The following is a 22,161-nucleotide window of genomic DNA, read 5'->3' on the forward strand; positions in this document are numbered from 1 at the left end:
AGCCTAATGAACACCCGACGGTCCGGAAAGTCGGTAATGCCGGATCCGCTCCCTCAGAACCCCGCGGACACCGCTGCCACGCGCCGGGGCCCTGCCGCCCCCTCCTCACGTTCGAGCATCCGGCGCAGTGGCCCCTCCTGGGCCGCGAGGTCCGCGTATGCGCCCCGCTGCACGATCCGTCCGCAGTCCAGCACCATGACCTCGTCCACCGCGTCGAGACCGGCCAGCCGGTGGGTGATCAGTACGGTCGAGCGGCCCTCGGTGGCGGTCAGCAGATCAGCGGTCAGCGCGTCCGCCGTCTCCAGGTCCAGGTGCTCCGCGGGCTCGTCGAGCACCAGCACGGGGAAGTCGGCGAGCAGCGCGCGTGCGAGCGCCAGCCGCTGCCGCTGGCCGCCCGACAGCCGGGCGCCGTGTTCGCCCACCATCGAGTCGAGGCCGTCGGGCAGGGACAGGACCCAGTCCAGCAGCCTCGCGGAGGCGAGGGCCTCCCGAAGTTCGGCGTCCGTCGCGCCGGTGCGGGCGAGCCGCAGGTTCTCGCGCACCGAGCTGTCGAAGACATGCGCGTCCTGCGCGCAGAGCCCCACGAAGGACCGGACCGTGTCACCGTCCAGGTCTGCGGCCGCGACACCGCCGAGCCGGTACGTGCCCTCCCCGGCGTCCAGGAAGCGGAGCAGGACCTGAGCCAGTGTGGTCTTGCCCGAACCCGACATGCCGACGACGGCCACCCGCTCACCGGGACGCAGCGTCAGATCGACGCGGTGCAGGGCATCGCGCTCCGCACCCTCGTACCGGGCCGAGACGCCCCGCACCTCCAGCGGGAAGGGCGAGGCAGGCGCCTCGGCCGGGACGGCCGGTTCGGCGACGGGGACCGGAGCGTCGAGCACCTCGAAGACACGTTCCGCACTCCGGCTGACCCGCTGCCGGTACTGCACGGCGAGCGGAAGCCCCGTGACGGCCTCGAAGGCGGCCAGCGGGGTGAGGACGACGACGGCGAGCTCCACACCCTCCAGCCGTCCGTCGAGCACGGCCGGCAGGGCGACCACCGCGGCGCACACGACCGTGAGCCCACAGACCAGGGCGGAGAGGCCACCGCCGAGAGCCGTAGCCCCTGCCGCCCGGGAGGCGATGCGTGTGAGGACGGTGTCCGCCTTCCGAACCTGCTCCCTGCGGGCGGGCAGCGCGCCCGCGACCGTGAGTTCGGCCGTACCGCCGAGCAGATCCGCGACCCGGACCGCCAGCGCGGCCCGGGCGGGGGCGAGGCGGCGCTCCGCCCGGCGGGCAAAGGCACCGCCGAGCCACGGAACAGCCACACCGGCGAGCAGCAGACCGGCCGCCAGGACCAGGCCCGCCTCCGGCAGCAGCCAGCCGGTGAAGGCGACGGAACAGGCCCCGACCGCGAGTGCCGTGCCCACGGGCAGCAGCCAGCGCAGCCAGTAGTCCTGCAGCGCGTCCACGTCGGACACCAGCCGGGACAGCAGGTCGCCCCTCCTCGTCACCCGTAGACCGGCGGGCGCGACCCGCTCCAGCCCCCGGTACACAGCGACCCTGAGCTCGGCGAGCATCCTGAGCACCGCGTCGTGGGAGACCAGACGCTCGGCGTAGCGGAAGACGGCACGCCCGATGCCGAAGGCGCGGGTCGCCGTCACCGCGATCATCAGATACATCACCGGGGGCTGCTCGGAGGCGCGTGAGATCAGCCATCCGGAGACCGCCATGAGACCTACCGAAGACCCCACGGCCAGGCTGCCCAGGAGCAGCGCCAGCCCCAGCTTCCCCTGCTGCCGCCCGGCGGCGTCCCGGACCCTGGCCAGTACGCGGCCACCGGCCCTGGGGGAGGTGGCCCGGAGGAGTTCAGCGGTGTCCCCGGCCTCTGATCCGCCCGTCGTTCCATACGCGTCGCGCCCCGGAGCGCCCGGCGCGGGCGAGCCCGCACCGGCCGGTGCCTCGTCCTTGGATGCCACCCCGTCAGCCCCGGGACGCAGCTCCACCACCCGGTCGGCGACCGGGAGCAGCGCGGGCCGGTGGACGACCAGAAGGACGGTACGTCCCGCTGCGAGCCTCCTCACCGCGTCGACGATGCCTGCCTCGGTCTCGCCGTCGAGGCTCGCCGTCGGCTCGTCGAGCAGCAGGACGGGACGATCGGCGAGGAAGGCCCGGGCCAGCGCGAGGCGCTGACGCTGCCCCGCGGAGAGTCCGGCCCCGTCCTCGCCCAGCACCGTCCCGGCCCCGGCGGGCAGCGCCGTCACGAAGTCGTGGGCCCCGGCCTCGCGCAGCGCGGCCATGACCGCCTGGTCATCGGCGTCAGGACGCGCCAGCCGTACGTTCTCGGCGATCGTCCCGGCGAAAAGATGGGGCCGCTGCGGCACCCAGGCGATCTTCTCGCGCCAGAGTTCGGGGGAGAGGGCGGACAGGTCGGTCCCGCCCACCCGCACCCGCCCCTCGGATGCCGGCGTGAAACCGAGCACCACGTCGAGGAGGGTGGACTTGCCGACCCCGCTGGGTCCGACCAGGGCGACCGTCTCACCCGGTTCCACCGTGAGCGAGACGGCGCTCAGGGAGGGGTCCCGCCGGCCACGGTGCCGGACGGTCACGCCTTCCAACTCCAGCCGCAGCGAGTGCGGGACGTCCAGGGAACCGACGGCGGCCGGCTCGGTCTCCAGCACCCCGAAGATCTCCTCCGCGGCCGAGAGCCCTTCCGCCGCCGCGTGGTACTGGGCACCGACCTGACGGATGGGCAGGTAGGCCTCGGGAGCCAGGATGAGGACGACCAGCCCCGTGTAGAGGTCGAGCTCTCCGTGGACCAGCCGCATCCCGATCGTCACCGCGACCAGGGCCACGGAGAGGGTCGCCAGGAGTTCCAGGGCGAACGAGGAGAGGAAGGCGATCCGGAGCGTCCTCAGGGTGGCCCGGCGGTACTGAGAGGTGATGGTCCGGATCGATTCGGCCTGGGCCTTGGCCCTGCCGAAGACCTTCAGCGTGGGCAGACCGGCGACCACGTCGAGGAAGTGCCCGGAGAGCCGGGAGAGCAACCGCCACTGCCGGTCCATCCGGGACTGTGTGGCCCAGCCGATCAGGATCATGAAGAGCGGGATGAGCGGGAGGGTCACCACGATGATCGCCGCTGAGACCCAGTCCTCGGTGACGATCCTGGCCAGCACCGCCGCCGGTACGACGACCGCCAGGCCCAACTGGGGGAGATACCGCGAGAAGTAGTCGTCCAGCGCGTCCACGCCTCGGGTGGCCAGCGCGATCAGCGATCCCGTCCGCTGCCCGTCCAGCCACGCGGGGCCGAGACCTGAGGCTCGCTCCATGAGCCGGCCGCGCAGTTCGGACTTGACCGCGGAGCTCGCCCGGTGGGCCGCGAGTTCGGTCAGCCAGGCGACGAACGCCCGGCCGAGGGCCACGCCCGTGAGGAGCAGCAGGGGCGTGCGAAGCCCGGCAGCTGACAGGCCGTCCTCGAAGCCACCCACCACCACCTCGGCGATGAGCATGGCCTGAGCGATGACCAGCGCCGCTCCCACCAGTCCCAGGCCGACGACAGCCGCGAGGAAGAACCGGGTGGCCCGGGCGTACCGAAGGAGACGCGGGTCGATCGGTTTCACGTGAAACAGCTCCCCAGTGAGCTCATGTCGAGTACGTGGCCCGTGCGACACGGGATTCGGTGCGGCGCCCGCAGATCGACACCTTCACCGTGGACCGGTGCCCGCGCAGGGCCTGGCGTACGGATCCGGGGCGGGGCCGCGCCGGAGCGGCCGTCGCCCGGAGGCCTTCAGTGCGCATCGGCGATGTGGTGCGTACCGATGCGCTTGCGGAACACCCAGTACGTCCAGCCCTGGTAGAGCAGCACCACCGGAGTGGCGATCCCGGCGCACCAGGTCATGATCGTGAGGGTGTAGGGGGTGGACGAGGCGTTGGTGACCGTCAGGCTCCAGGCGTCGTTCAACGAGGACGGCATGACGTTCGGGAAGAGCGTCAGGAAGAGCATCGCCACCGCCGCCGCGATGGTCACGCCCGAGAAGGCGAAGGACCAGCCCTCGCGTCCCGCGGCGACCGTGGCGATAGCGGCGACCAGCGAGGCCACCGCGACGAACATCGCCACCAGACTCGTGCCGTCGCCGTTCTCCACCTGGGTCCAGACCAGGAAGATCAGTGCGAGGACCGCGCTGCCCAGACCGAGCTTGAGCGCCATCCCACGGGCCCGCTCCCTGATGTCGCCCACGGTCTTCAGTCCGGCGAACACCGCCCCGTGGAAGGTGAAGAGGAGCAGCGTGACCAGTCCGCCCAGGATGGCGTACGGGTTGAGCAGGTCCCAGAGGTTGCCGACGTACTCCATGTCGGCGTCGATCTTCACCCCGCGGACGATGTTCCCGAAGGCCACTCCCCAGAGGAAGGCGGGGATCAGCGAGGTCCAGAAGATCGCGTGTTCCCAGTTGGTCTGCCAGCGTTCCTCGGTCCGCTTCGAGCGGTACTCGAAGGCCACCCCGCGCACGATCAGGCAGAGCAGAATGATCAGCAGCGGAAGGTAGAACCCGGAGAAGAGCGTCGCGTACCACTCCGGGAAGGCCGCGAAGGTCGCACCGCCCGCGGTGAGCAGCCACACCTCGTTGCCGTCCCAGACCGGCCCGATCGTGTTGATCAGAACCCGCCGCTCCTTGCGGTCCCTGGCCAGCAGCTTGGTGAGGACCCCGATGCCGAAGTCGAATCCCTCCAGGAAGAAGTAGCCGATCCAGAGAACGGCGATGAGCACGAACCAGACGTCGTGGAGTTCCATCTCTCAGCTCCGCTTGATCTCAGTAGGAGAAGGCCATCGGCTTGTCGGCGTCCTCGTCGTGGCCGCCGATCCGGGTGGGCGGGTTCAGGTCGCCCTCGCTGAGTTCCGGGGGACCGGCTTTGACGTACTTCAGGAGGAGCTTGACCTCGATCACGGCGAGCACCGCGTAGAGCACGGTGAAGACGATCATCGAGGTGAGGACCTCGCCCTGCGAGACGCCGGGTGAGACGGCGTCGCGGGTCTGGAAGACCCCGTAGACCACCCACGGCTGACGGCCCGTCTCGGTGAAGATCCAGCCCCACGAGTTGGCGATCAGCGGGAAGAGCATGGTCCACAGCGCGGTGATCCAGTAGAGCTTGGTGAGCTTCGGGCTGAGCGCCTTGCTCTTGAGGAGGACCAGATTCGGTACCTCGTCCTCGCCGGTACGCAGGGCCGGGGGAAGCATGAACTTCTTCCGGGTCAGCCAGAGCCCCAGCAGTCCGAGGCCGAAGGAGGCCATGCCGAAACCGATCATCCAGCGGAAGCTCCAGAACGCCACCGGAATGTTGGGCCGGTAGTCGCCGGGGCCGTACTTCTCCTGCTCCGCCTTGTTGATGTCGTTGATGCCGGGCACGTACGAGGTGAAGTTGTCGTCCGCGAGGAAGGACAGTATCCCCGGGATGGAGACCTCGACGGTGTTGTGGCCCTTGGCGACGTCACCCACCGCGAAGAGCGAGAAGGGTGCCCCGTCCTGGCCTTCCCACAGGGCCTCGGCGGCAGCCATCTTCATGGGCTGCTGCTTGAACATCACCTTGCCGAGGACGTCACCGCTGACCGCGGTCAGGAGACCGGCGATGACCACGGTGACCAGTCCGAGCCGCAGCGAGGTCCGCATCACCGGGATGTGGCGCTTGCGCGCCAGGTGGAAGGCGGCGATGCCGACCATGAAAGCGCCGCCGACCAGGAAGGCCGCCGTGATCGTGTGGAAGAACTGGGCCAGCGCCGTGTTCTGCGTGAGCACGTGCCAGAAGTCGGTCAGTTCGGCCCGGCCGCGTTCCTCGTTGATGCGGTAGCCGACCGGGTGCTGCATCCAGCTGTTCGCCGCCAGGATGAAGAACGCCGAGAGGACCGTGCCGACGGAGACCATCCAGATGCAGGCGAGATGGATCCTCTTGGGCAGCCTGTCCCAGCCGAAGATCCACAGCCCGATGAAGGTCGACTCGAAGAAGAACGCGATCAACGCCTCGAAGGCCAGCGGGGCGCCGAAGACGTCTCCGACGAACCGCGAGTAGTCGGACCAGTTCATCCCGAACTGGAACTCCTGCACGATGCCGGTGACCACACCCATGGCGATGTTGATCAGGAAGAGCTTGCCCCAGAACTTCGTCGCCCTGAGGTACTTCTCGTTCTCCGTGCGCACCCACGCGGTCTGCAGGCCGGCGGTGAGCGCGGCGAGAGAGATCGTCAGTGGGACGAACAGGAAGTGGTAGACGGTGGTGATGCCGAACTGCCATCGCGCCAGCGTCTCCGGTGCCAGAGCCAGGTCCACGCCGCTTCTCCTTACGTCGCCGTGATCACAGCCGCAGCTTGCCCCATTAATCCACCGGATCACGGGATGAAACGGGGCACGCTTGTGAACGCGTTCACATTCACAAGCATTATGGCGCACACACCTTCGAGAGCGTCGCCCGGGGGTCCCTTTCCGGCCGCACCGGCCCGAGTCCACCCGATCCGGACACGCTCGGGGACCTCGCTCCCCGCACGCAAAAGCCCCGGACCTCGACGATCGAGGTCCGGGGCCACCGGAGGCCGGACGGGCTCAGCCGGTCAGTCCTGCTGACGGAAGGATTCGGCCACCTTCAGGAACACGTCGTTGGCCTCGGCCTCCCCGATCGTGACCCGCACCCCTTCACCGGCGAAGGGCCGCACGACCACGCCCGCCCGCTCGCAGACGGCGGCGAAGTCGAGCGTCCGCTCCCCCAGCCGCAGCCAGACGAAGTTCGCCTGGGACTCCGGTACGGTCCAGCCCTGCCCCACGAGCCCCTCGTACACCCGGGCCCGCTCCGCGACCAGCGATCCGACCCGGCCCAGCAGCTCGTCCTCGGCCCGCAGCGAGGCGACCGCCGCGTCCTGGGCGACCTGGCTGACCCCGAACGGGACGGCCGTCTTGCGCAGCGCCGCCGCCACGGGCTCGTGCGCCACCGCGAATCCGACACGCAGACCGGCCAGGCCGTACGCCTTGGAGAAGGTGCGGAGAACGGCGACGTTGGGCCGGTCCCGGTAGATCTCGATGCCGTCCGGCACGTCGGCGTCCCGGATGAACTCCTTGTACGCCTCGTCGAGCACCACCAGGACATCGGACGGCACGCGGTCCAGGAACCGCTCCAGCTCCGCCCGCCGCACCACCGTGCCGGTCGGGTTGTTCGGGTTGCACACGAAGATCATCCGGGTCCGGTCGGTGATCGCGTCCGCCATGGCGTCGAGATCGTGCACCTCACCGGCGGTCAGCGGCACCTTGACCGAGGTCGCCCCGCTGATCTGCGTGATGATCGGGTACGCCTCGAACGAACGCCACGCGTAGATGACCTCGTCACCCGGCCCCGACGTCGCCTGGAGCAACTGCTGGGCGACGCCCACCGATCCGGTGCCCGTCGCCAGGTGCGAGACCGGCACGCCGAAACGGTCGGCCAGTTCGTTCATCAGGCCGGTGCAGGCCATGTCCGGGTAGCGGTTGAAGTCCGCGGCCGCGGCGAGAACCGAATCCATGACACCCGGCAGCGGGGGATACGGGTTCTCGTTGGAGGACAGCTTGAAGGCGACCGGTCCCTCCGCGGACGCCGGCTTGCCCGGTACATACGCAGGGACGCCGTCCAGCTCGGCGCGCAGCTTGGGGCTCGTCTCGCTCACCGCAGGTCCTCCTCGACCATCCGTACACATCAATACTGCTCACCTTAAGAGGATTGGGCATCCGTGCGAATGCCCGTGTGCCGAAAACGGCCCCCACGACGGGAGACACCCGTCACGCACCGCCCCGGCGGGCCCCGGAAGGGGGGAGCGTCAGGCCCCATGGCGCGCGCCGGTCGCTCACTCCGTGGCGCGCATCCCTCGAACAGGTGAGTTGAGACCTCTTCGAGACGTGAGCCATTCAGCAGGTTCATCGGCGTCGGTGCATGACACATCGACCCTGAGATCCCCAACACCCTTGATTACCAAGGCATTTAGGGCAGTACGATCATGCAGAAACGTGCCTGTCAACGTGCGCATATGCGACCGGCCAGACCCGGCGCGGGAGCCCTACTATCGGCTCGCCATGACAGCAGCAGGGAAGCACCAGGTGAGCCGGACAGAGACGCCCCGGCGCAGCGGCCGGCAGGGACGGGCGGGGATCCGTGATGTGGCCGCGGCCGCCGGGGTCTCCATCACGACCGTGTCCGACGCCCTCAACGGCAAGGGAAGACTCCCGGACGCCACCCGTCGCCATGTCCGCGAGGTCGCGGAGCGGCTGGGCTACCGCCCGTCCGCGGCTGCCCGGACCCTCCGTACCGGCAAGTCGGGCCTCATCGGCCTCACGGTGACCACGTACGGGGATGAACCTTTCACCTTCACGGAGTTCGCCTACTTCGCGGAGATGGCCAGGGCCGCCACCTCGGCCGCGCTGGCCCGCGGCTACGCCCTGGTGATCCTTCCCGCCACCTCACGCCACGACGTCTGGTCGAACGTCGCGCTCGACGGAACGGTCGTCGTCGACCCCTCCGACCAGGACCCGGTGGTCACCGAACTCGTGCGACAGGGGCTGCCCGTCGTCTCCGACGGACGTCCGGCCGGCTCGCTCCCGGTCACCGCCTGGGTCGACAACGACCACCGGGCCGCCGTGCTCGACCTCCTGGACCACCTCGCCGCCGCGGGAGCCCGCCGCATCGGGCTGCTGACCGGCACCACCACCGACACGTACACCCGGCTCTCCACGTCCGCCTACCTCCACTGGTGCGAGCGGGTCGGCCAGGATCCGGTCTACGAGTCCTACCCGGCCCACGACCCCTGCGCGGGCGCGGTCGCGGCCGACCGCCTCCTGGCGCGCCCCGACCGCCCGGACGCCGTCTACGGTCTCTTCGACCCCAACGGGACCGATCTGCTCGCGGCCGCGCGCCGCTACGGCCTCAGGGTCCCCGAGGACCTCCTGCTGGTCTGCTGCAGCGAATCCACCGTGTACGCGTCGACGGAGCCCCCCATCACGACGCTCTCGCTGAAGCCCCGCAGAATCGGCACAGCGGTCGTCCAGCTCCTCATCGACGCCATCGAAGGGGTCGAGCACGACGGCCCGGTGGAGCGGGTGATACCGACGGAACTCATCGTCCGGACCTCGTCGCAGCGGCGTCCGCCGCGCACCACGGTCAGTCCACCGAGATCCCCCGCCGGGGACTGATCGGATTATTCCGGATCAAACGGCCGACGAACCAGGAGCGCGCACGGATTCACCACCCCTGGTGCATCACACAGCACGATCCGCATTCCTATGATGGGCGCACGACACCGCGGACCACCACTACCAGGCAGGGCCCGTCAGGTGTACGGAGGCGCGACGGTGGTGGAGGGGTCGATGACTCAGGGGGCCGGTCAGGAACCCGTGGTGCGGACAGCGACGTTGCGCGACTTCCGCGTACCGCCCTACGCACAGGTGCCCGTGGAGGGACGCTTGCCGCACCCCGGCAACGCCACGGTCGGCGACGAGGTCCCGGAGGGGTACACGCCCACCGAGCGCGACCTGCCGGTGATCAACCGGGGTGACACGGTCCAGGTGCATGCCGTTCCGGAGGCCGGGCCGGCCTCCGGGGCCGGGCGGGGTCCGCTGTACGTCGTGGGCGACGTCCACGGCTATCTGGACGAGCTCCTGGCAGCCCTGCACGCCCAGGGCCTGGTGGACACCGAAGGCCGCTGGTCGGCGGGGAACGCACGGCTCTGGTTCCTCGGCGACTTCACCGACCGCGGCCCCGACGGCATCGGCGTCATCGACCTCGTCATGCGCCTCTCCGCCGAGGCCGCCGCGGCGGGCGGGTACTGCAAGGCCCTCATGGGCAACCACGAACTGCTGCTGCTCGGCGCGAAGCGGTTCGGCGACACCCCGGTGAACTCCGGGGCCGGAACCGCCACCTTCCAGGCCGCCTGGCTGCTCAACGGCGGCCAGAAGTCGGACATGGAGCGGCTTCAGGACGTCCATCTCCAGTGGATGTCCCGGCTCGACGCGGTGGTCGAGGAGGACGGGCACCTGCTGATGCACTCCGACACCACGGCCTACCTCGACTACGGGTCCACCATCGAGGACGTCAACGACACCGTGCACGACATCCTCACCCGGAACGACGCCGACGAGTGCTGGGACCTCTTCCGCAAGCTCACCAAGCGGTTCGCCTTCCGTGACGAAGGCGGCGCCGAGGCCGTCCGCGAGCTGATGTCGACGTACGGCGGTCAGCGCGTCGTCCACGGCCACAGCCCCATCCCGTACCTGCTCGGGGAGGTCGGATCGGAGGACGGCGAGGAGGCCGCACGCCCCGTGGTGGACGGTCCGCACGTCTACGCGGACGGCCTGGCCATCGCGATGGACGGCGGGGTGACCATGGCCGGAACGCTTCTGGTCGTCCAACTGCCCCTGCATGCCTGACATCCTCCGGGGAAGACGCTTCATGACCTGACTCGGTCGACGGCTGGGCCTATTTCCGGAAACCCCCTGTCACCCTGTGCCGTAGGCGCTCTACCATCGGCCTATCAGTAGCAGGCTCTCCTCCGTTTCCGCCCGATCGCCCGGCTCGCTCGGCCGGTCAGGCCCTACGGAGCATCGGGGGATGCACATGAAAAGCGCTCCGCACCTGCTGGCCGAGGACCGCCCGGAGTACGAGCGGATCCTCGCCGACGCGCTGCGTCATGCTCATGAACGACCGGATCTGGACGGCGTGGGCGACCGTCTCAACACGGAACAGCTGCGGACGATGGCGCTGAACGCCACACCCCTGATCACCGCGGCCGCCGCCACCGAGTACGACCACTACGTGAAGGTGCGCGGCGAACTGCGCGGCCCGGACACCGCCGACGCGCACGAGTCCGTCCTCGACCCGGGCACGGACGTGACCAGCCCCGCGGGAGCCGGAACGCTCGCGGTGATCACCGTGCTGGCGCCACTGCTCGCGGGCACCGCCGCGCTGATATTCCTGCTGATCGGCTACCCCCTGAAGGCCCTCAGCCCCGCCCCTGCCTTCGCCGGGACCATGGTCGCCGCAGGATGGTTCTTCGCCGCCGTCGCCGCCGCCGCGATCCTGGCCGCCGCGATCGGCCTCCTCCTCACCGCCCTGCGCAACGGCGCCACCGCGCTGCCGGCCGTGGACGAGGAGGAGGAGCTGCCGGAGGACGTCGCGCGCGCACGTGAGGCCTGGCGCCACGCCCTGCTGGAGCGCGGCATCCTGCCCTTCCTGCGCGACGCGCTGGACGACCCGACCGCGGGGCCCGCCTCACGGACCCCGCACCGTTCGGCGAACCGGATCCCGAAGATCGGCTACAGCAGACCCGACTTCTCCGGGCCGGAGGACGGCCCCGCGGCCGGCCCTCGGCCCACCTTCACCAGCCCCGACTTCACCAGCCCCGACTTCGGCGGTCCCGAGCACCAGCCGGAGTGACCGACGGCGTCCGCGTGCGGGACCGAGGGTCCGCGTGCGGGGGCCGAGGGGGACGGCACCGGCTGCCGCTCCGGCTCCCTGCCGGAACGGCACCCGCGTGACCTGCCGGAACGCCGGATGTGGTCAGTCCGCGATCGGCAAATAGACCCGGTTGCCCGCCGCGGCGAACTCCCTCGACTTCTCAGCCATTCCCGCCTCGATCTCGGCCTGCTCGTCCCCGTGTTCCCGCCTGATGTCGTGCGAGATCTTCATCGAGCAGAACTTCGGCCCGCACATCGAGCAGAAGTGCGCCGTCTTGGCGGGCTCCGCCGGCAGGGTCTCGTCGTGGAACTCCCGGGCGGTGTCCGGATCGAGCGCCAGGTTGAACTGGTCCTCCCAGCGGAACTCGAACCGGGCGTCGGACAGGGCGTCGTCCCATTCCTGCGCCCCCGGATGCCCCTTGGCGAGGTCTGCCGCATGCGCGGCGATCTTGTACGTGATGACACCGGTCTTCACGTCGTCGCGGTTCGGGAGCCCGAGGTGCTCCTTCGGCGTGACGTAGCAGAGCATCGCCGTACCCCACCACGCGATCATGGCCGCGCCGATCCCGGACGTGATGTGGTCGTACGCGGGAGCGACGTCGGTGGTCAGCGGACCCAGTGTGTAGAACGGCGCCTCCTCGCAGATCTCCTGCTGGAGGTCGATGTTCTCCTTGATCTTGTGCATCGGGACGTGCCCCGGGCCCTCGATCATCGTCTGGACACCGAACCGCTTGGCCACGGAGTTCAGTTCACCGAGCGTACGGAGTTCGGCGAACTGCGCCTCGTCGTTGGCGTCGGCGATCGAGCCGGGGCGCAGGCCGTCGCCAAGCGAGTACGTCACGTCGTAGGCGGCGAGGATCTCGCAGAGCTCATCGAAGTGCTCGTAGAGGAAGGACTCCTTGTGGTGCGCCAGGCACCAGGCCGCCATGATGGAGCCGCCACGGGAGACGATGCCGGTCTTGCGGCGGGCCGTGAGCGGGACGTACGGCAGCCGGACCCCGGCGTGCACCGTCATGTAGTCGACGCCCTGCTCGGCCTGCTCGATGACCGTGTCCTTGTAGATCTCCCAGGTCAGCTCCTCCGCCCGGCCGTCGACCTTCTCCAGGGCCTGGTAGAGGGGGACGGTGCCGATCGGCACGGGAGAGTTGCGCAGTACCCATTCGCGGGTGGTGTGGATGTTCCGCCCGGTGGACAGGTCCATGACCGTGTCGGCGCCCCACTTGGTCGCCCAGGTCATCTTGTCCACCTCCTCCTCGATGGACGAGGTGACCGCGGAGTTCCCGATGTTGGCGTTGACCTTCACCAGGAATCGCTTCCCGATGATCATCGGCTCGATCTCGGGGTGGTTGACGTTGGCGGGCAGGACGGCGCGCCCCGCGGCGATCTCCTCCCGCACGACCGCGGGCTCCACACTCTCCCGGATCGCGACGTACTCCATCTCCGGGGTGATCTCCCCCCGCCGCGCGTAGGCGAGTTGTGTGACGGGCCGGCCGTCGCGGCTCCTGCGCGGCTGCCGGGGACGGCCCGGGAAGACCGCGTCGAGGTTGCGCAGACCGCCGCGGGGAGACGTGTGCTTGACTCCGTCGTCCTCGGGACGGGCGGGGCGGCCCGCGTACTCCTCGGTGTCCCCGCGGGCGATGATCCAGTTCTCCCGGAGCGGGGCCAGTCCGCGGCGTACGTCGGTGTCGGTGGTGGGGTCGGTGTACGGCCCGGACGTGTCGTAGAGCGTCACGTCCTTGCCGTTGGTGAGGTGCACCTGACGGACCGGCACCCGGAGGTCAGGGCGTGAGCCCTGGACGTAACCCTTGTGCCAGCCGATGGACTTCCCGGCCCCGTCGCTCCCGGTGTCCACGGAGCCGACCGTGCTCTCCGTGTCCGCCGTGAGCGGTGCGTTCCGCTTCGAGGCAGGCGTGCGTGCGTCCGCTGTGGTCATGAGACCTTCTCCCTACGCCGGCATTACCCGGTAACAGGTTCGGCGGTCGGCGCAGCTTTCCCGTAGCCCCCGTAGGGATGTACGAAGGTCAGCGCCCTCTCAGCCCGGTGCTCCGAGCTCCCGCGTGTACAGATGTGGCTCCACGCTAACCCCCTTCGTGGCGTGGAGACCAGAGGGCCTCCACGGTTCTTGGGATGATCGGCGGGTGACGTCCCCCGGAAACACCCCCGAGCCGCACGGCCACGCATCAGGCAGCACGCAGAGCCATGCACATGCCCATTCCCACACCCACGGCCCTGCGGCGCCCGTGTCGAAACACCTGCGCAAGGTGATCGCCGCCGTGCTGATCCCCTTCGCCGCTGCGGTTCTGGTCGGTCTGGTGGCGTTCTGGCCCGGCGGCGCCCCTCCGCACGAGCGCACGGGCGTCGGTTTCGACCGGCAGACCCAGGACGGCCGGGTGACGAAGGTCGTGCAGGTGGACTGCGCGGACGTCAACGCCTCGCAGGTGCCTGCCACCGGCGACACCTCCACCCCGTCCGGAAGAGAGGCGGTGAACGAGCAGGAGGGACAGTGCAAGAAGGCCACCGTCGAGGTGACGTCCGGCGACGACAAGGGCCGTACCTTCGTCGAGGTCATCCAGCCCGATGCCCCCCGCCAGCTGCACGAGGGGCAGGGAGTGGTGGTCGCCTACGCGCCCGACGCGCCCCGCGACCTGCAGTACTCGGTGACGGATGTGGACCGCAGCCTCCCGATGGCACTGCTCGCCGGGATCTTCGCGGTCTCCGTCGTGGTGGTGGGCAGGATGCGGGGTCTGATGGCGCTGATCGCGCTCGCCGTGTCCTTCATGGTGCTGACCCTCTTCATCCTGCCCGCGATTCTGCAGGGCTCGAATCCGCTGGTCGTCGCGGTGATCGGGGCGAGCGCCATCATGCTCATCGCTCTGTACACCTGCCACGGGCTGACGGCCCGTACCTCCGTGGCCGTGGTCGGGACACTCATCTCACTGCTGCTGATCGGCCTGTTGGGCTCCCTGTTCATCGGGTGGGCGAGCCTCACCGGCAACACGGATGACAACACCGGCCTGATCCACGGGCTTTATCCCGACATCGACATGAGCGGACTCCTGCTGGCCGGTGTGATCATCGGATCTCTCGGTGTGCTGGACGATGTCACGGTCACCCAGACCTCCGCCGTATGGGAACTCCACCAGGCCGACCCGACGATGGGGGCGCGCCGGCTCTACCGCGCGGGCATCCGGATCGGGCGCGACCACATCGCCTCGGTCGTGAACACGCTCGTGCTCGCCTACGCGGGCGCTGCGCTTCCCCTGCTGCTGCTCTTCTCCATCGCCCAGAGCAGTGTGGGCACGGTGGCCAACAGCGAACTGGTCGCAGAGGAGATCGTACGGACCCTGGTCGGGTCGATCGGGCTGGTCGCCTCGGTACCGGTGACGACGGCGCTCGCGGCCCTGGTGGTCTCCGCGGACCGCTCGGGGCCCGGTGCGGAAGCCGGAACTCCCGCACCCGCGCGGACCGGGCGAGGCCGACGCCGCAAGGCGTGAGACAGGGCCTCGTACGCGTGGCCGTGAGCCGGCACACCCGGATCTCGGCCATGAAGCGGCGGCGTTCCGTGTTCGGCCGGCCCTTCTTCCTCAGCCGGCGTTCTGTTCCTTGGCGAGGATGCGGCCCAGCGCCTCTTCGAGACTGCCGTCGAAGTCACCCAGCGTGTGCTCCTGCCCCAGTGGCACCAGCTTGTCCGTCCTGTCGAGGAAGGCCACGAGCGGTGCCGTACCGGCCCTGAACAGTGCGCGGTCCGCACCGACCTGAAGACGGATGTGCACATCGGACAGCCCTTCGGGCTCGGTCGGACCGATGTGCACATCACCGTCACCGCTGGGGCTGTTGAGACCGTCGAGCAGCAGCTCACGGCCGAATGCCCAGGTGACGGGGGCGTCACCGGGCAGGTGGAAGGTCATCCGGATCGCATAAGGATCACTGACCTCGTACCGGAGCTCCACCGGAATACGGAAGGAGAGCTCCTCGGAGACGAGGAAGCTCATCATGACCTCTGCCTGAACCGACTCGCGCATCGTTCAACCCCGCAGTAGATGAAACTGGCCAGGAATGATCCCCCATGGCCCTATTGACGCCATCGTGGTGCACGCGATAGCAGATCACAAGGAGTGATTTTTCAGATACTGATAGAGAACACGAACGAGCGCAAGAGAGTGGTTACTTCGCAGCGTAGTTGTTCGACTGCGGGGAGCAACCGTTCCTCTTGGTGGATCGGGAGTGAAACGGCCATGGCGGCCAGGGCGCTACCGACAGTGATCGGAATGGCGGCGCAGACCGTTCCGATCGCGTACTCCTGGCGTTCAATGACCGGTTCCGTATGTTTCATCGACCGCAGCCGGTTCAGGAACGACTGACGGTCCCTCACGGAGTAGCGCGTCAGGGGACGGACGGGATGGCGGTCGAGATGGTCCTCACGCGCCCGTTCGTCGAGCTGTCCGAGAAGACACTGTCCGAGGGCGTGGGCATGACCGGTCTCACGGAACGACGCCCACTCGTGCACCGCGGGAACGGCGGGCGTATCGGCCACGGCCACCATCTCGATCTCGCCGTCCTTGTACAGGGCGCAGTACACAGGAGCACCGATGACCTCGGCCCAGTGGGCCAGCGAGTCGACGATCACCCCCGGCCGCGGCGTCGCGGGGCCACCACGGAGACGTTCGGCCGCGTCACCGAAGAGGAAGACGCCGTTCTCCCTGCGGAGATATCCCTCGTAGGTCAGGGTCCGCAGCAGGTGGTAGGCGGTGGGGAGAGGGAGACCCGCCTCTCTGGCCAGCTGCTTCGCCGGCGCACCGTCCCTATGGGTGCCCACAGCCTCCATAAGTCTCAGCGCACGCTGAACCGAACCGATCAACGTCGGGACAGCGGTACTCGATGCCGTGGTCACAGGTCACCCCCAGGCATGGTGACGGGCCGTCAGCCCTCCCGAGGGGGCCGCCCCCACGGGCCCGCCGCGAGCCTGGGGTCCGGAGACCGGACGGTCGCACAAACCACTGGGCAGGATGGTGACGAGCCGTCTTTTCCCGGCTGGCGGCAGCGGTACGCCACTGTATCGGCACGGACAGTCACGAGTGAGGTTTCGATCTGGACTTAGCTCAGCTGGGCTAATCGGTGAATCCGTGGTTGCCACAGGTGTCCGGGCGGCCGTGCACCGTTCGTCCTCGTACGAGGAGTGACCGACCCCCGCGCACAGGACGACGGCCGGCCTGCTGCGCTCTTCGCCCTACCAGTCGCTGCGCTCGGACGACGACATGAATTTCCGTACGACGAAGATCAGGCCACCCACGAGGACGACGAAGACCAGCGCCTTGAAGAGCAGACCGATGACGAACCCGACCACGCTGGCGATCAGGCCGCCGAACACGACGATCGCGATGAGAGGCACCGCGATCCACTTCACCCACCAGGGCATCCCCGCGAAAATCTCCCGCACCGCCATCGCCGTTACCTCGTCTCTGTGAGTTCCTGCCTCGATGCTAGAGGCGCGCGGGCGGTCGGCGGAGCGCCGGGAGCCCTTGAACTCCCCTGAACGATCCCCTAGGGAACATCGGGGGAAGCCCCGACGGCCCGGCCCCCGCGGCGCTCAGCCCTCCGGCGGGGAGAACACCACCATCACCCGGAGATCCTCGGTGATGTGGTGGAACTTGTGCGGAACGCCGGCGGGGACATAGACGACGCTCCCCCGCCCCACATGGGTGGTCTCCGCGCCCACCGTGATCGACGCGCGCCCGCTGACGACGAGGTACACCTCGTCCTGTCCGTGCGGCTGCTGGGGGTCCAGTGCGCCGGCGTCCAGGGCGTACAGGCCGACGGACATGTTCCGTTCGCGGACGAACTGCAGATACGCGCCGTCGTTGGCGACGCGCTCCGCCTCCAGTTCGTCCAGTCTGAAAGCCTTCATCGTCCGTCCGCCCCTCGCGCCAGTACCGTTGCGTACCGTCGGTGTCCGCCACCGATCATGTCTGCCACGATCAGACACATGAAGAATTTCGTAGTCAAGACGATCGCCAACGCGGGTGCGCTGGCCGTGGCCATCTGGTTGCTCGACGACATAACGCTGACCGGGGACAGCACCGGACGCAAGGTGCTCACGCTGATCGTCGTCGCCTTGTTGTTCGGGCTGGTGAACTTCATCGTCAAGCCGGTGGTGAAGGTGCTCACACTGCCGCTGTTCATCCTCACCCTGGGACTGATCACACTGGTGGTCAACGCCCTGATGCTGCTGCTGACCTCGTGGCTCGCGGGCACCGTCGATCTGAGTTTCCACGTCGACGGATTCTGGACAGCGGTCCTGGGCGGCCTGATCATCTCGGTCGTCTCCTGGGCGCTCAACGTGGTGCTGCCCGACGAGGACTGACCGCTCCCGATCACACGACCGGGCCGACCGGCGGAAGCCGGGGAGACGAGGAATCGACGATGAGCACGACGGGTGACGGAACACGATCCGTGCGAGCGGGTCTTCCCACACCGGAGCAGTACGAGCCGACGCTTCCAGGGCCGGTCTTCGCCGCGCACTTCCACCTGTCCGGCGACCCCGTGGGCCCCTACACCTACGGCCGGGACGGCAATCCGACCTGGACGCACCTGGAACGCGCCATCAGCGAGCTGGAGGCGCCAGGTGAACCGGTCGGGACCACGGTGTTCGCCTCCGGGATGGCGGCCGTCTCCGCCGTTCTGCTGTCCCAGGTACGCACCGGCGACGTCGTGGTCCTGCCCGACGACGGCTACCAGGCTCTTCCCCTGGTCCGGGAGCGACTGGAGGCGTACGGCGTCGAGGTGCGGACGGCGCCGACCGGCACCGACACCGTGCTGGGGCTGCTCGACGGCGCGAAGCTGCTGTGGATCGAGACACCGTCGAACCCCGGGCTCGACGTCTGTGATGTACGCGGACTCGCCGAAGCCGCGCACCGGGCCGGCGCACTGGTCGCCGTCGACAACACCCTCGCGACGCCACTCGGCCAGCGACCGCTGGAGCTCGGGGCCGACTTCTCGGTCGCGAGCGACACCAAGGGGCTGACCGGGCACGGGGACATCCTGCTCGGCCATGTGAGCTGCGGGGACCCCGGGCTCACGGACGAGGTGCACCGGTGGCGCAAGATCGTGGGCGCGATTCCCGGCCCGATGGAGGCGTGGCTGGCGCACCGCTCGCTGGCGACTCTGCATCTGCGGATCGACCGCCAGTGCGCGAACGCGCTGGCCCTCGCCGAGACCCTCGCCGAGCGCTCGGACGTGGCAGGACTGCGCTACCCCGGGCTGCCGGGCGATCCCTCGTACGCGACCGCTGTCCGGCAGATGCGGCGCTTCGGCTCCGTGGTCTCGTTCCGGCTGGCGGACAAGGCCACAGCGGAACGCTTCCTCGCGGAGCTGCGCCTCGTCGACGACGCCACGAGCTTCGGGGGCGTTCGTTCCACCGCCGAGCGCCGGGGGCGCTGGGGCGGGGACGCGGTACCGGAGGGCTTCATCCGGTTCTCGGTCGGCGCGGAGGACCTCGATGATCTGCTGGCGGACGTGGAACACGCGCTGGACGCCTCGGCGCGCTGAGCGCTCATCCGGCCTGGCGGCAGGACCGGCCGTGGACGGGCGTCCCCGGCCCGGCCGGTCCTGCTGGGGACGGGTGGTCCGAGCCTCCCCCCTCGTGGCTCGGACCACCCTGGTTCAGATGTCCGGAACCCTCTGTTCAAGGCTAGTTGACGGAACGTCAGTGTCCAATCACAGTAGCGACAGCCAGGTATCGACATATTTATAGTTGGGCGCTCACGTAGCCGGCCACCGGGCTGCGCAACCTGCGCGAGGGGATGGGGGCGGAGCATGGACCTGGCCCTGTTACGCACGTTCGTCACGGTGCACCGGGCCGGATCGTTCACCCGGGCTGCCGCACTGCTCGGTCTGTCCCAGCCCGCTGTCACCTCGCAGATACGGACACTGGAGCGGCAACTGGGCCGCCCCTTGTTCCTGCGCCGCGCCCGCGGTGTCACGCCGACCACCGTGGGAGACGAACTCGCGCACCGCGCGGCACCCCATCTCGACGCACTGGTCGACATCGTCGAGGCCGGTCTCGACGACACGTCCGGTGCGCGGACCCTGCATCTGGCCGGGCCTCCCGAGTTCACCGCCCTGCGGGCTCTTCCCGCCCTGGCGGCCCTGGTCTCACAGGGCCTGGCCGTGCGCAGCGTGTTCGTCCCCGGTACGGACGAGGCACTGGAAGGACTGGCCGCGGGCCATCATGATCTGGCCATCACGACCGCCCGTCCACGTGGCGGGCTGCTGGCATCGACCACGCTCTGCGACGAGGAGCACGTCCTGGTCGCCGCCCCGCGCTGGGCCGGCCGGCTGGGACCCGGGGTGCTGCGGCACAAGGGGCCCGCCGTCCTCGAGCAGTGGCCGGTGATCGAGGTGCACGAGAGCCTGCCGCTGGTCTCCCAGTACTGGGTGACGGTGTTCGACAGTCGCCCGCCGACGTCCGCCGCCGTGATCGCCCCCGATCTCCGGGCGGTTCTGGAGTGTGCCGCCGCGGGTGCCGGCCTCGCCGTCCTTCCGCGCTACCTCTGCCAGTCCGCGTTGGAGCGGGGCGAGGTCGTCGCGCTGCACGACCCTCCGGTGCCACCGCTGCGTACGTACTTCCTCGTCGCGAGGACCGGCACATTCGGGCTCCCTCATATCGCGCGGGCGCACGAGTGGCTGGCGCGTGCCGCTGTGGACTGGTGACCGGTCGGCCCGTACGCGTTTCAGACCGGCATTCCTGGGCCACTCTCTTGCCATGACCGAACGCCCCGTGGTCAAGCGCACAGCCCGCGCCGTACTGCTCGACGGCGATGACCTCATCCTGATCAAACGCACCAAGTCCGGTGTCGATCCGTACTGGGTGACCCCCGGCGGGGGCGTCGAGCCGGAGGACGCCACAGTCGTCGACGCTCTGCACCGCGAGGTCGACGAAGAACTCGGCGCCAAGATCGTCGATGTCGTACCCTGCTTCGTCGACACCGTCGAACACATCGCCGGCGGCGGGGTGAAGGGCGTCAAGGTGCAGCACTTCTTCGTCTGCCGACTGGCGTCGATGGATCTCTCCCTTCGGCACGGACCGGAGATCGACGAGCCCCGAGGGGAGTACGAGGTCGTCCGGGTCCCCTTCAGCCGGGTGGGGATCGCGGCCGTCCATCTGGTGCCCCTGTCACTACGGCACTACCTGGACGGCAACATCGAGGGTGTGCGGGCGATGCACGCGCCGGATCTGGGCTGATTCCAGGACCTGGGGACCGAAGGCCCGACGTCCGCCTCGGCCGCGTCGCCCCGCTCCGTGGGCCATCCATGGGCCGTGGGCTGTGGGTCGTGGGCTGTGGGTCGTGATTGACCGATGCCTCGCTTGCGCGCGTTTCAGTTTCACGTGAAACGCGCGCACAAGCATGGCTTCGGCAGGCATCGGGGCGCCGGCGGGACCTGTCACCGAGCGATCGGTACCGAGGCTTCGGGCTTCGAGACCGCAGAGACCGATGCCGTTGGGACCGACTCCCCGGCACCGGAGGATCCCGCGGCCGCCGAAGGCGGGGCGGACGGCAGGAGACCCTGTACGGCCTTCCTCCGCTCGAGCGCCCCGGAGAGCACGGCCAGCAGCAGTGCCGATGCCGCGAGCGCGGCGCCCACCCAGTTGGGGGCCGTGTACCCGAAGCCTGCCGCAATGACGATTCCGCCGAGCCAGGCCGATAGTGCGTTGCCGAGGTTGAAGGCGCCGATATTGACCGCCGAGGCCAGCGTGGGCGCACCAGCCGCCTGGTCCAGAACTCGCTTCTGCAGCGGCGGCACGGTCGCGAAGCCGAGCCCACCGATGAGGACGATGGTGACCGCGGCGGAGAGTTTGTTGTGCGCGGTCACGGTGAACAGGGCCAGTACCAGGGCGAGCCCGCCCAGCGAGACGTACAGCATGGGCATCAGGTGGCGATCCGCGAACCTGCCCCCGAGCAGATTGCCCCCGACCATGCCGAGACCGAACAGCACCAGAAGCCAGGTGACGGACGATGCCGCGTAGCCGGCGGTCTCCGTCATCATGGGCGTGATGTAGGTGACGGCCGCGAACACGCCGCCAAAACCCAGAACCGTCATCGCCATGGCCAGCAGCACCTGGACGTTGCTGAACGCGGCGAGTTCATGGCGCAGTCGCACCCCCTGAGGCTTCGGCTGCTCGGGGACGAGCTTCGCGACCCCGAGGAGCCCAAGGACTCCGAGTCCCGCGACGACGACGAAGGTCACCCTCCAGCCCAGGCTCTGGCCGACGAAGGTGCCGAGCGGAACCCCGACGACATTGGCGACCGTGAGCCCCGTGAACATCATCGCGATGGCACCGGCCTTCTTCTCCGGGGCAACCAGGTCCGCCGCCACCACGGAGCCGATGCCGAAGAAGGCTCCGTGGGCGAGTGAGGCGATCACTCGGCCCGCGAGCATCACACCGAAGACGGGGGCGAGAGCGGACACCACGTTGCCGACGATGAACAGCCCCATCAGGAGCATCAGCATTCGTTTCCTGGTCACCCTGGTGCCCAGGAAGGTCATGAGCGGAGCGCCGAGGACCACCCCCAGGGCATAGCCCGTGACGAGGAAGCCGGCCGTGGGGATCGAGACCTGGAAATCGGCTGCGACCTCGGGCAGCAGCCCCATGATCACGAACTCCGTGGTGCCGATCCCGAATGCCCCGATGGCGAGGGCCAGGAGCGCGAGCGGCATGAGATCACCCATT

At 69.1% G+C, this 22,161-nt stretch carries 18 protein-coding genes and 1 riboswitch; of the genes, 8 read left to right on the plus strand and 10 right to left on the minus strand.

Annotated elements, in window-relative coordinates; genetic code table 11:
• Positions 1 to 53: 53 nt before the first annotated feature.
• The 4 genes from cydD to hisC form a co-directional block, all read right to left on the minus strand.
• Positions 54 to 3,602 carry a thiol reductant ABC exporter subunit CydD gene (cydD, locus tag ACGFNN_RS18715; RefSeq protein ID WP_393557172.1) on the minus strand — a complete coding sequence of 1,183 codons (3,549 nt, stop codon included), beginning with the start codon at positions 3,600 to 3,602 and terminating at the stop codon, positions 54 to 56.
• A 167-nt stretch (positions 3,603 to 3,769) separates the two neighbouring features.
• Positions 3,770 to 4,771: a cytochrome d ubiquinol oxidase subunit II gene (gene cydB, locus ACGFNN_RS18720; protein WP_362663187.1), complete on the minus strand. Its 1,002-nt coding sequence runs from the start codon at positions 4,769 to 4,771 to the stop codon at positions 3,770 to 3,772.
• A gap of 19 nt (positions 4,772 to 4,790) precedes the next feature.
• Positions 4,791 to 6,299 carry a cytochrome ubiquinol oxidase subunit I gene (locus tag ACGFNN_RS18725; RefSeq protein ID WP_393557174.1) on the minus strand — a complete coding sequence of 503 codons (1,509 nt, stop codon included), beginning with the start codon at positions 6,297 to 6,299 and terminating at the stop codon, positions 4,791 to 4,793.
• A 278-nt stretch (positions 6,300 to 6,577) separates the two neighbouring features.
• A complete protein-coding gene (hisC, locus tag ACGFNN_RS18730; protein ID WP_393557176.1) occupies positions 6,578 to 7,657 on the minus strand; it encodes a histidinol-phosphate transaminase in 1,080 nt (359 codons plus the stop codon).
• A gap of 403 nt (positions 7,658 to 8,060) precedes the next feature.
• Here hisC and ACGFNN_RS18735 point away from each other — a divergent pair, with 403 nt between their 5' ends.
• The 3 genes from ACGFNN_RS18735 to ACGFNN_RS18745 all read left to right on the plus strand — a co-directional run bounded on the left by ACGFNN_RS18735 (position 8,061) and on the right by ACGFNN_RS18745 (position 11,412).
• Positions 8,061 to 9,173, plus strand: coding sequence for a LacI family DNA-binding transcriptional regulator (locus ACGFNN_RS18735; RefSeq protein ID WP_362545438.1), 1,113 nt, complete (start codon positions 8,061 to 8,063; stop codon positions 9,171 to 9,173).
• A gap of 159 nt (positions 9,174 to 9,332) precedes the next feature.
• The gene (locus ACGFNN_RS18740) at positions 9,333 to 10,406 is read left to right on the plus strand and encodes a metallophosphoesterase (RefSeq protein ID WP_393557737.1); all 1,074 of its coding nucleotides are present in this window, start codon (positions 9,333 to 9,335) and stop codon (positions 10,404 to 10,406) included.
• A 181-nt stretch (positions 10,407 to 10,587) separates the two neighbouring features.
• Complete coding sequence (locus ACGFNN_RS18745; RefSeq protein WP_393557177.1) at positions 10,588 to 11,412, plus strand: hypothetical protein; 825 nt, start codon at positions 10,588 to 10,590, stop codon at positions 11,410 to 11,412.
• 123 nt (positions 11,413 to 11,535) lie between these two features.
• On the opposite strand, the gene thiC is transcribed toward ACGFNN_RS18745, so the two are convergent.
• Entirely contained in the window at positions 11,536 to 13,365 is a 1,830-nt protein-coding gene (gene thiC / locus ACGFNN_RS18750) for a phosphomethylpyrimidine synthase ThiC (protein ID WP_393557179.1), read from the minus strand.
• Positions 13,358 to 13,499, minus strand: a riboswitch (TPP riboswitch). (Overlaps the previous gene by 8 nt.)
• A gap of 71 nt (positions 13,500 to 13,570) precedes the next feature.
• Here thiC and ACGFNN_RS18755 point away from each other — a divergent pair.
• Positions 13,571 to 14,926: a YibE/F family protein gene (locus ACGFNN_RS18755; protein ID WP_393557181.1), complete on the plus strand. Its 1,356-nt coding sequence runs from the start codon at positions 13,571 to 13,573 to the stop codon at positions 14,924 to 14,926.
• A 90-nt stretch (positions 14,927 to 15,016) separates the two neighbouring features.
• On the opposite strand, the gene ACGFNN_RS18760 is transcribed toward ACGFNN_RS18755, so the two are convergent.
• The 4 genes from ACGFNN_RS18760 to ACGFNN_RS18775 form a co-directional block, all read right to left on the minus strand.
• The gene (locus ACGFNN_RS18760; RefSeq protein WP_033296801.1) at positions 15,017 to 15,454 is read right to left on the minus strand and encodes an SsgA family sporulation/cell division regulator; all 438 of its coding nucleotides are present in this window, start codon (positions 15,452 to 15,454) and stop codon (positions 15,017 to 15,019) included.
• Positions 15,455 to 15,555: 101 nt separating this feature from the next.
• Positions 15,556 to 16,323: an IclR family transcriptional regulator gene (locus tag ACGFNN_RS18765; RefSeq protein ID WP_393557183.1), complete on the minus strand. Its 768-nt coding sequence runs from the start codon at positions 16,321 to 16,323 to the stop codon at positions 15,556 to 15,558.
• 336 nt (positions 16,324 to 16,659) lie between these two features.
• A complete protein-coding gene (locus ACGFNN_RS18770) occupies positions 16,660 to 16,869 on the minus strand; it encodes a DUF5326 family protein (protein ID WP_362663336.1) in 210 nt (69 codons plus the stop codon).
• 150 nt (positions 16,870 to 17,019) lie between these two features.
• Positions 17,020 to 17,337, minus strand: coding sequence for a cupin domain-containing protein (locus ACGFNN_RS18775; protein WP_362545417.1), 318 nt, complete (start codon positions 17,335 to 17,337; stop codon positions 17,020 to 17,022).
• 78 nt (positions 17,338 to 17,415) lie between these two features.
• Between ACGFNN_RS18775 and ACGFNN_RS18780 the strand changes: the two genes are divergently transcribed.
• The 4 genes from ACGFNN_RS18780 to ACGFNN_RS18795 all read left to right on the plus strand — a co-directional run bounded on the left by ACGFNN_RS18780 (position 17,416) and on the right by ACGFNN_RS18795 (position 20,673).
• Entirely contained in the window at positions 17,416 to 17,793 is a 378-nt protein-coding gene (locus tag ACGFNN_RS18780; protein ID WP_365092660.1) for a phage holin family protein, read from the plus strand.
• A gap of 59 nt (positions 17,794 to 17,852) precedes the next feature.
• The gene (locus ACGFNN_RS18785) at positions 17,853 to 18,977 is read left to right on the plus strand and encodes a cystathionine gamma-lyase (RefSeq protein WP_393557185.1); all 1,125 of its coding nucleotides are present in this window, start codon (positions 17,853 to 17,855) and stop codon (positions 18,975 to 18,977) included.
• Positions 18,978 to 19,244: 267 nt separating this feature from the next.
• Positions 19,245 to 20,141 (plus strand): LysR family transcriptional regulator, encoded by an 897-nt coding sequence (locus tag ACGFNN_RS18790; protein WP_393557187.1) that lies wholly within the window; start codon positions 19,245 to 19,247, stop codon positions 20,139 to 20,141.
• 52 nt (positions 20,142 to 20,193) lie between these two features.
• Complete coding sequence (locus ACGFNN_RS18795) at positions 20,194 to 20,673, plus strand: NUDIX domain-containing protein (RefSeq protein WP_393557189.1); 480 nt, start codon at positions 20,194 to 20,196, stop codon at positions 20,671 to 20,673.
• A gap of 200 nt (positions 20,674 to 20,873) precedes the next feature.
• On the opposite strand, the gene ACGFNN_RS18800 is transcribed toward ACGFNN_RS18795, so the two are convergent.
• Complete coding sequence (locus tag ACGFNN_RS18800) at positions 20,874 to 22,148, minus strand: MFS transporter (RefSeq protein ID WP_393557191.1); 1,275 nt, start codon at positions 22,146 to 22,148, stop codon at positions 20,874 to 20,876.
• Positions 22,149 to 22,161 lie beyond the last annotated feature (13 nt).

Origin of the sequence: Streptomyces sp. NPDC048590, from assembly GCF_043199535.1 — a bacterium.
Taxonomy (GTDB): domain Bacteria; phylum Actinomycetota; class Actinomycetes; order Streptomycetales; family Streptomycetaceae; genus Streptomyces.

Bases quoted from the DNA above. Each gene is read 5' to 3' on its own strand.
- cydB (WP_362663187.1), bottom strand. From the start codon at position 4,771: ATGGAACTCCACGACGTCTGGTTCGTGCTCATCGCCGTTCTCTGGATC.
- ACGFNN_RS18735 (WP_362545438.1), top strand. From the start codon at position 8,061: ATGACAGCAGCAGGGAAGCACCAGGTGAGCCGGACAGAGACGCCCCGG.
- ACGFNN_RS18745 (WP_393557177.1), top strand. From the start codon at position 10,588: ATGCACATGAAAAGCGCTCCGCACCTGCTGGCCGAGGACCGCCCGGAG.
- thiC (WP_393557179.1), bottom strand. From the start codon at position 13,365: ATGACCACAGCGGACGCACGCACGCCTGCCTCGAAGCGGAACGCACCG.
- ACGFNN_RS18760 (WP_033296801.1), bottom strand. From the start codon at position 15,454: ATGCGCGAGTCGGTTCAGGCAGAGGTCATGATGAGCTTCCTCGTCTCC.
- ACGFNN_RS18775 (WP_362545417.1), bottom strand. From the start codon at position 17,337: ATGAAGGCTTTCAGACTGGACGAACTGGAGGCGGAGCGCGTCGCCAAC.
- ACGFNN_RS18780 (WP_365092660.1), top strand. From the start codon at position 17,416: ATGAAGAATTTCGTAGTCAAGACGATCGCCAACGCGGGTGCGCTGGCC.
- ACGFNN_RS18785 (WP_393557185.1), top strand. From the start codon at position 17,853: ATGAGCACGACGGGTGACGGAACACGATCCGTGCGAGCGGGTCTTCCC.
- ACGFNN_RS18790 (WP_393557187.1), top strand. From the start codon at position 19,245: ATGGACCTGGCCCTGTTACGCACGTTCGTCACGGTGCACCGGGCCGGA.
- ACGFNN_RS18795 (WP_393557189.1), top strand. From the start codon at position 20,194: ATGACCGAACGCCCCGTGGTCAAGCGCACAGCCCGCGCCGTACTGCTC.
- ACGFNN_RS18800 (WP_393557191.1), bottom strand. From the start codon at position 22,148: ATGCCGCTCGCGCTCCTGGCCCTCGCCATCGGGGCATTCGGGATCGGC.